The following is a 6,722-nucleotide window of genomic DNA, read 5'->3' on the forward strand; positions in this document are numbered from 1 at the left end:
AAACAATATAAAATCAAGAAAATTATGAAAAAGTTAGCTCTTGCAATGATGTTTGGCGCAGCAGCCGTTAGCGCAAACGCCCAGATTTCCAGCGTACAGATGCAGGTTGCATGTAACCCGCAGGACGTGAAAACATACGACACACAAAGATTGCGCAGCAGCTTCATGATGGAAAAGGTCATGGTCGCTGATGAAATCAATCTTACCTATTCTATGTACGACCGGTTCATCTTTGGAGGTGCAGTTCCTGTAAACAAAGAACTGACACTGGATACAATCGATCAGCTGAAAGCTCCTTATTTCCTGTTCAACCGTGAGCTGGGAATTATCAATATCGGAGGAGAAGGTATCGTAACAGTGGACGGCAAAGAATATGCGCTCAATTTCAAGGAAGCTCTTTATGTAGGAAGAGGCAATCAGAAAGTTACCTTTAAAAGCAAAGATGCATCAAAACCGGCAAAATTCTATTTGAATTCAGCCATTGCTCACAAGGCTTACAAGACACAGCTTGTCACACTTGACGGACGCAAAGGTTCCCTGAAGGCTAATTCATTTGCAGCTGGTAAAATGGAAGAAAGTAATGACCGTGTAATCAACCAGCTGATCGTAAGCAACGTTCTGGAAGAAGGTCCTTGCCAGTTACAGATGGGATTGACAGAGCTGAAGCCGGGAAGCGTATGGAATACAATGCCTGCACATACCCACTCACGCCGTATAGAAGCATATTTTTATTTTAACCTGACTCCGGGCAACATGATCTGTCACCTGATGGGAGAACCTCAGGAAGAAAGACTGGTATGGCTGGCCAACGAACAGGCTATTATGTCGCCGGAATGGTCTATTCATGCAGCTGCCGGAACAAGCAACTATATGTTTATCTGGGGAATGGCCGGAGAAAATCTCGACTATGGAGATATGGATAAAATCTCATACACAGAAATGAAATAATCCAGTTTTCATATAATCATCTATTTATCATTCTAAATGTTGTGGTTCTTAACCATTTACATAACTCAAATTACATACCACACATTTAGAATGATAGTTTTTTGACAAACAAATTTAAATTGGGCAGGCAAATTTTTAGGAACACAAAGAAACACTTTCAGTAGAGCCAAAACCCATAGAAAAACATTATTAAACTTTATATCATGAATACATTTCGAAAAGTAGATGAAAAAATGACAAACTTCAGATGGGTTATTTGTGGAATGTTATTTTTTGCAACTACAGTAAACTATCTTGACCGACAGGTTCTTTCTCTAACTTGGAAAGATTTTATCGCACCAGAATTTCACTGGACAGACTCCAACTATGGAGATATCACAGCTATATTTTCAATTGTATATGCCATAGCAAATCTTTTTGCCGGACGTTTTATTGACTGGATGGGTACCAAAAAAGGATATCTCTGGTCTATTTTCATTTGGTCAGCAGGAGCCTGCCTCCACGCATTATGCGGCTGGGCAACTGAGGTAACCTTAGGTATTCACAATGCAACAGAAATGCTTTCTGCCACAGGAGCCGTAGCATCAACTATCGCAATCACCAGTGTATACTATTTTATTGCAGCACGTATTGTTTTAGGAGCAGGTGAAGCAGGTAACTTCCCCGCAGCCATAAAAGTAACAGCAGAATATTTCCCTAAAAAAGACCGTGCTTTCTCTACTTCGATATTCAATGCCGGTTCTACCATTGGAGCATTGATAGCTCCCGTAAGTATTCCTCCTTTGGCACGTTATTTCCAAAGTATAGGTGTAGGAAACGGTTGGGAAATGGCATTTGTTGTAATCGGTGCTTTAGGTTTTGTTTGGATGGGATTATGGATGTTCCTATATAAGAAACCAAATGCTAATCCACATGTAAACGCAGCTGAATTAGCATATATTGAGCAAGACAACAATGAGCAAGAAGCAAAAAGCTCAGACTCACAGACTACAAACAGTGATTTTGACAATCAGAAAATTTCTTTCCTCCAGTGTTTTAAATTCCCTCAGACATGGGCTGTATTCTTCGGTAAGTTCATGACAGATGGTGTATGGTGGTTCTACTTATTCTGGACACCTGCTTATATCTCAGACGTGTACGGTTTCTCTTCTGATACTGCTACCGCTCAGATGCTTATCTTTGTACTATATGCCATCACAATGCTTTCTATATACGGAGGAAAATTGCCAACCATTATCATCAATAAAACAGGCAAGAACCCATATGTAGCACGTATGCAAGCGATGTTTATCTTTGCTTTATTCCCGTTGTTAGCTCTATTTGCTCAACCATTAGGAAATTATTCATATTGGTATCCGATTATTATTATAGGTATTGCAGGTGCAGCCCATCAGTCATGGTCGGCTAATATCTATTCTGTAGTAGGTGATATGTTCCCAAAGAGCACTATTGCTACCATCATCGGAATCGGTGGTATGGCAGGAGGTATCGGTTCATTCTTTATCAACATGGGCTCAGGACGACTGTTCGACTATGCAGCCGAAACCAATATGGTGTTTATGGGCTTTGAAGGTAAAGCAGCCGGCTACTTCATCATCTTCAGTATATGCGCAGTAGCTTATCTGATTGGATGGATAATCATGAAAATATTGGTTCCGAAATATAAACTGGTTAAGGTTTAATTAATTCAGGAATTAAGATAGTTCAACTCCCCTTTACATTCAGACGTTTAAAGAACAAAAGGAAAAACGTGAAGAATGTAAAGGGGAGTTTTGTTGTTCTTTCGCTTTAAACAACGTGAAATTACCTCCAACATTTGTTCAGAAAAAATTATTTTTAGTACAAACCTTGATATCTTTTGTACAAAAGATCAGGCAAATAACTGCATGTTTTTTAAAAACAACATGATAATATATGTATTATTTGACATTTATAGTTATTGTGGTTTACTAAAAAGAAGTAGAAAGCTTTAAAGGAAAGGGTTACATAAAAGAGTACCCTGTCTTTGTTCTTTTTTGAATGAAGCATTATCTATAAAATTAATTCAGACACTGAATAAATTATAGTTAAATATTATTCTTTTCGTGCATAATATATTTTATCGGATAGCAAATGTCCAACTCTTCTATCACGAGAAAAATCACCACGTAAAAATGTACACATATACAATTTTCCCGATAAATCGTACGATTTTATAGGTCTCTGCGACCAAATAATATCAATTTTGTAATACCAGAATAATAAAATTTTTATAATACATATATTACAGCAATAGTTCGTTAAAAATTCGCCAAGCCTAAGCGGCTCTGGCAGTAAATAAAATGAGTTCTTTGAAAAGTTTGTCAATAACTTGCGGGTCTGGGCTAATCCCAAACACGCAAATAAATCGTTCAAGCATATAAGCATTGTGTATGAAAGACTTGCAGGAGGATATGGAACAGGTTATTCCGAGCCTCTTACATGCCGCTTTGGCCAAGTTGACAGCTGCGAGCGATGCATTGAAGTGAAAATCCAATTTCCTGAAGTCGGGTGACTGGCAGTTGGTGATTCCTGCATGCTGCTTGCCACTCTAAAGAATTCCAACTGAAACATGGTTCTGTAATAATCCAGCACCTCGCGTCCATCCATGGAATCGTCTGTAGAGAAATAAAGTTGCCACTTGTCTGTTCTTCCGTCCATCGGATACCAGATGGCTAAGGAAACATACCTTTTGAAAGCTTTAGCATAAACCCTCAATCCGTATAGCTTTCCTTTGTTCACCTCGTATTCCTTGCACCGGGTCAAATCCAGATTGGCAAAGTCAATCCTGCCGTCAAACCACTTGGGATGACCACGTTTTCCTGTTTTCTTTTCCAATGTCGGATAGTACAGGACAACATCATTCCTAAAGCGGCTGATGACATGGAAACCGTTCTCACACATAGGCGTTACGAAAGTTTCCTTGGAAAAGAATGCGTCTGCAACCACCGTTTTGGATATGCTTTGCAGCTTGTCTTTTCTGCTGATAAGATAGCAGCTGTACCAGTCAACAAGGTTCTTGTCCATATTATCCAAGGTCTTACAATCCGGTGTCTGAATGGAACCTAAAGTCATGCATTCATGGTTGTCGATGTCAATGATACCGATGCCCATGATTTCCAATCCTCGCTTGTACTCTCCTGCACAACCGGACCAGAAGTAACCTATCCAAGGTGTCTTCTTGCCTGATTTGGGAATATAGGAAGGGTCGATGGCAATGGCTTTTCTTTTGCCTGTGAGATGCTTGCTGATGATAGATCCGTTGAACGCAAACCAGTCGAAAGTTTCATGCTCAAAAAGGTTACGATAAGTCTGTTCTGAGAAACAGCCATATCTGCCCAATTGAAGGAAATTTATACGATCCGGGATGGCCATGAATAATTTCATGGTGTCCATGAATGCTTTTTCAAAAGGTTTGTGTATATTCGCTACTGATTTGAGAGCCGACAGGCACTCGGATTGGTATTGCATAAGGAGTGTTTCTTTAGTCATAATCAGAAGAGTTCAGAGACTTCTAATTTACTAAGAAATAACGAATTATGCAATACTTTCCTCCTTTATTATCAGCAGGTTAACTCTCTTTTTTCAGCACATTTCTTCATGCTTAACCATTCGTTTTTGACAACATTTCAATGACCTCTTTAGTGTTTCCGAACCAGCTTTTGCCGGTTCTGTTGTTTAACTTTTAATCTTTCGGTAAAAATTTACCGAAGTATTGAAGTAAGAAATATCACAGTTAGTACTTATTATCGTTTATTAGTTCCTGAATTAATAGATCAAATAAATAGTTTACATCAAACTGATTATCAAACAATAATTTATTTAGATGTTGATACAATAATAGAATGTGACCTGTCAGCTGTTTTAGCTTTAGCACAATCAAAAGTAGATACTTGTTTATTAGGTGTATGTGAATCACCAACATATTGTAATGTAAATACATCTTACTGGAAAAAAATAGGTTGTGACCCTTCTTCTTACATTAATGCAGGAGTACTCATCATGAATATCCCTGCCTTACAAAAGATGAATTTTACCTCCCAATGCTTATTGCATAAAAATAAAAAATATACATATCAAGATCAAGACATTATAAATATTGTATGCAAAGGGAAAATAGAATTTTTACCTTTAAAATACAACTACACATCACTATTATACTCATTATCTATAGAAAATGAGAAATTTAAGAATATAAAAGCTAAAGAAATTGCAGAATGCTCTAATTGTATTATACATTATACAGGCAATAAACCCTGGAATAATTTTTGTTTAAGAGCAGAATACTGGTGGTACTATTATAAACATTCTATTTTCAAAGATGAAAATTTCTATATAAGGAATTATCAAGTTATGTCAAAAAAAATATTACTAGATTATTCTTACAAAGAAGTTAAAAAAATATTCCTCCTTAAATCCGCAACTCCATTCCCGAAGTGCTACCTACATAAAGAGAAATGGACTTTTGATTCGTAAGATAACCATTAAGTCCTCGCGTCCGTTTCAATGCGCATACCATCCCCTTACCCCATAAAGCGACTTGAGGCAATACGCAATCAGTGGCCATCAAGTGATGTAAATCATCCGGAAGAAGTTTTGAAGGCTTCTGCATATGCATGGTTGTCGGTGTAGATATTCAGCACACATTGCCTTGCGGTCTTAATCCACTTGGCAGGTACTGAAATGAATTTGAAGACAAACGTCTTGATACGGCTGGTTTCCTTGAGCCCGAACTTCTTCACTTCAATCCTTTGCATGATGGCCTTGTAGAAATTGCGTATCAGTGCCGTCAGGAGCAGGAACACGGTATTTTCCGCCATGAAGGATTTAGGCAGTCTGTCCCATCCAAACCCATTGTTCATGTCATCAAAGACGCGTTCCTTGCCACCGCGCATGTTATAGAACTCCACGATGTCCCTCATGGATGATTCGTATCGTTGGTCAGGATGCAGCGGTATGTATATTCCCCCTCCCACAGGACCGGCCCACTGCCCATGCGTCTCTGTCTCTGGATTACCAGGCGATACGGTTTGCCCTTCCACTTCTCAACGAGAATGGAGTTCAACTCAAACACGATGCCGTTTATCTCTTCCTTCTTCCACCCTCTGAGCGCGAAGATGTCATCATAGAGCGAGCAGCAGCGGTTGGCGCGTATGTAGAATGTCCTGCAATGCTTCCTGACCTCATCCACAATGTCTTCAGAGCATGAGCCGCAGTCGGCCCTGAAGCGTTTGACTGTCAGCTTCTTCTCTTCAAGTCTCTCCAAAATCCTCTTTAGCGTGTCCTTCTGGTGAAAGCGTACATTGGTGTTGCCGTCGCTGTTCTCTATGCCGACAATCATGTCGCCGATAACGGCCACACCGGACCTGTAACCAAGAAATTTCTTGTACGTGGGCTTTGCATCGTACTTCTCCGCCTTCAATGAACTGGTGGTCAAAGTCAACGTCATACTCCCCGCCCTCTTTCAACTGCCCTGTGGACAACAGGCAATTCAGGAGCAATGTGTTGAGTGTGTCTGCCCGTATTGAAATCATAGGACTTTCCGGCATCAGACGTGTATGAGATGTTTTTCCCGGGTCAAGTCCGGTTAATGCCTTAAGGATGTGGTCGCGCCTACAGTGCGTTGGTGGTTGAAGGCAAGATGAACTCATAAGTGGGCGTGACTCCTTCATCGAGAACCGCCCGCGAGTAACTGCATATGAGGGAGCGGTGATTTCGCTGATATGTAACCATAGGAGTTTGCCATTCTCACCCCC

4 protein-coding genes and 1 pseudogene are annotated in these 6,722 nt (G+C 39.9%); 3 read left to right on the plus strand and 2 right to left on the minus strand.

Annotated elements, in window-relative coordinates; translation table 11 throughout:
• The first annotated feature begins 24 nt into the window (after nt 1–24).
• Together kduI and BACCOP_RS05120 are read left to right on the plus strand one after the other, a co-directional pair.
• Nucleotides 25–948, plus strand: coding sequence for a 5-dehydro-4-deoxy-D-glucuronate isomerase (gene kduI / locus BACCOP_RS05115; RefSeq protein WP_007567003.1), 924 nt, complete (start codon nt 25–27; stop codon nt 946–948).
• A 203-nt stretch (nt 949–1,151) separates the two neighbouring features.
• The gene (locus BACCOP_RS05120) at nt 1,152–2,630 is read left to right on the plus strand and encodes an MFS transporter (protein ID WP_007567004.1); all 1,479 of its coding nucleotides are present in this window, start codon (nt 1,152–1,154) and stop codon (nt 2,628–2,630) included.
• Nucleotides 2,631–3,390: 760 nt separating this feature from the next.
• On the opposite strand, the gene BACCOP_RS05125 is transcribed toward BACCOP_RS05120, so the two are convergent.
• Nucleotides 3,391–4,458 carry a hypothetical protein gene (locus BACCOP_RS05125; RefSeq protein ID WP_007567006.1) on the minus strand — a complete coding sequence of 356 codons (1,068 nt, stop codon included), beginning with the start codon at nt 4,456–4,458 and terminating at the stop codon, nt 3,391–3,393.
• A 237-nt stretch (nt 4,459–4,695) separates the two neighbouring features.
• Here BACCOP_RS05125 and BACCOP_RS21520 point away from each other — a divergent pair, with 237 nt between their 5' ends.
• Entirely contained in the window at nt 4,696–5,442 is a 747-nt protein-coding gene (locus tag BACCOP_RS21520) for a glycosyltransferase family 8 protein (protein ID WP_227994774.1), read from the plus strand.
• A gap of 104 nt (nt 5,443–5,546) precedes the next feature.
• Here BACCOP_RS21520 and BACCOP_RS05140 read toward each other — a convergent pair.
• Nucleotides 5,547–6,584 (minus strand): annotated as a pseudogene (locus BACCOP_RS05140) (IS1380 family transposase); the annotation flags it as partial.
• Nucleotides 6,585–6,722 lie beyond the last annotated feature (138 nt).

The organism is Phocaeicola coprocola DSM 17136 (assembly GCF_000154845.1).
Classification (GTDB): domain Bacteria; phylum Bacteroidota; class Bacteroidia; order Bacteroidales; family Bacteroidaceae; genus Phocaeicola; species Phocaeicola coprocola.

What these genes read in the sequence shown, in the direction of transcription:
- BACCOP_RS05125 (WP_007567006.1), bottom strand. Translation starts at nt 4,458, where the DNA reads ATGACTAAAGAAACACTCCTTATGCAATACCAATCCGAGTGCCTGTCG.
- kduI (WP_007567003.1), top strand. Translation starts at nt 25, where the DNA reads ATGAAAAAGTTAGCTCTTGCAATGATGTTTGGCGCAGCAGCCGTTAGC.
- BACCOP_RS05120 (WP_007567004.1), top strand. Translation starts at nt 1,152, where the DNA reads ATGAATACATTTCGAAAAGTAGATGAAAAAATGACAAACTTCAGATGG.